This is a genomic window from Desulfovibrio piger ATCC 29098, from assembly GCF_000156375.1.
Taxonomy (GTDB): Bacteria; Desulfobacterota; Desulfovibrionia; order Desulfovibrionales; family Desulfovibrionaceae; genus Desulfovibrio; species Desulfovibrio piger.
The window spans coordinates 1-890 of the sequence record NZ_DS996385.1; the positions used below are offsets into that span (position 1 = coordinate 1).

Sequence of the window (890 nt, forward strand, 5' to 3'; positions counted from 1 at the left end):
GTGGGGTTCCGTCCCGCTTTTATCCTGTAATTCCTGATACTTGAATCCTGAATTCCTGACCTTGCCATCATACATGGAAAAAATTGCGGGATATGCTATTAACCCTTACCGGCGAAGCCGGTCGCAATTTTTTTGTAAAAAGGATATCCGTGCCATGACTGAATCCGTTGAAGGCGGCCTTATTCTGCAACAGAAATGGGAAGACCTTTCCGTCTATCTCTTTTCCTGCGTGCTGCGGGATATGCCGAAAAACGACCGGTTCACACTGGGGGCGGATATCCGGGCGACTGTCTGGGAAGTGGAAGCGGCCCTGGTGCAGCTTTCGCTCCGAGCCGGAAACCGTTGGGTTTTACTCAACACGGTGGACGTGAAGGCAAAAGTCCTTCTGGCTATGATACGGCTGGGAATCCGCGTCGGAGCGATCCCGGAAAAGCGGTATGAGCCGATAGCTGCCCGTCTGGTGGAAATCGGAAAAATTGTCGGTGGCCTCAAGAAAACGGGCGGGGAACGCCCGCGCCGCTGACAGGGAACGACCCGGATATGCTGCGATTTGGCGTTGCGCGGCGGCAGATACAATAATGGCAGCGGCGCGGGCCTTTTTGGCCTCAATCTGAATAACAATCGGACCAATCGCAATAGGAATGTGGGGTTCCGTCCCGCTCTCGCCCCAAGGCGTCAGATGCCCGGTGGTCACGGCCTCCGGGACGGTACAGGGGCAAAAGGGGGTTCGTTTCCTCCCCGATGCGAAGCGGGGAAACAACAGCGCTCCCGTGCGGCAAGTAGGCGACGAACGCGGCGCGGGAGCCCATTTTTTGACAAGAAAGTTGACGGTTCAAAACCGCCAGCAGGGAACAGCCCGGATATGCCACTTTCTGGCGTTGCGCGGCGGC

Annotated in this window: 1 protein-coding gene; it reads left to right on the forward strand. The window is 56.6% G+C overall.

All coding sequences use genetic code 11. From position 1 onward, the window contains the following. The first annotated feature begins 154 nt into the window (after nt 1–154). Entirely contained in the window at nt 155–523 is a 369-nt protein-coding gene (locus DESPIG_RS12565) for a four helix bundle protein (RefSeq protein ID WP_006009606.1), read from the forward strand. Nucleotides 524–890 lie beyond the last annotated feature (367 nt).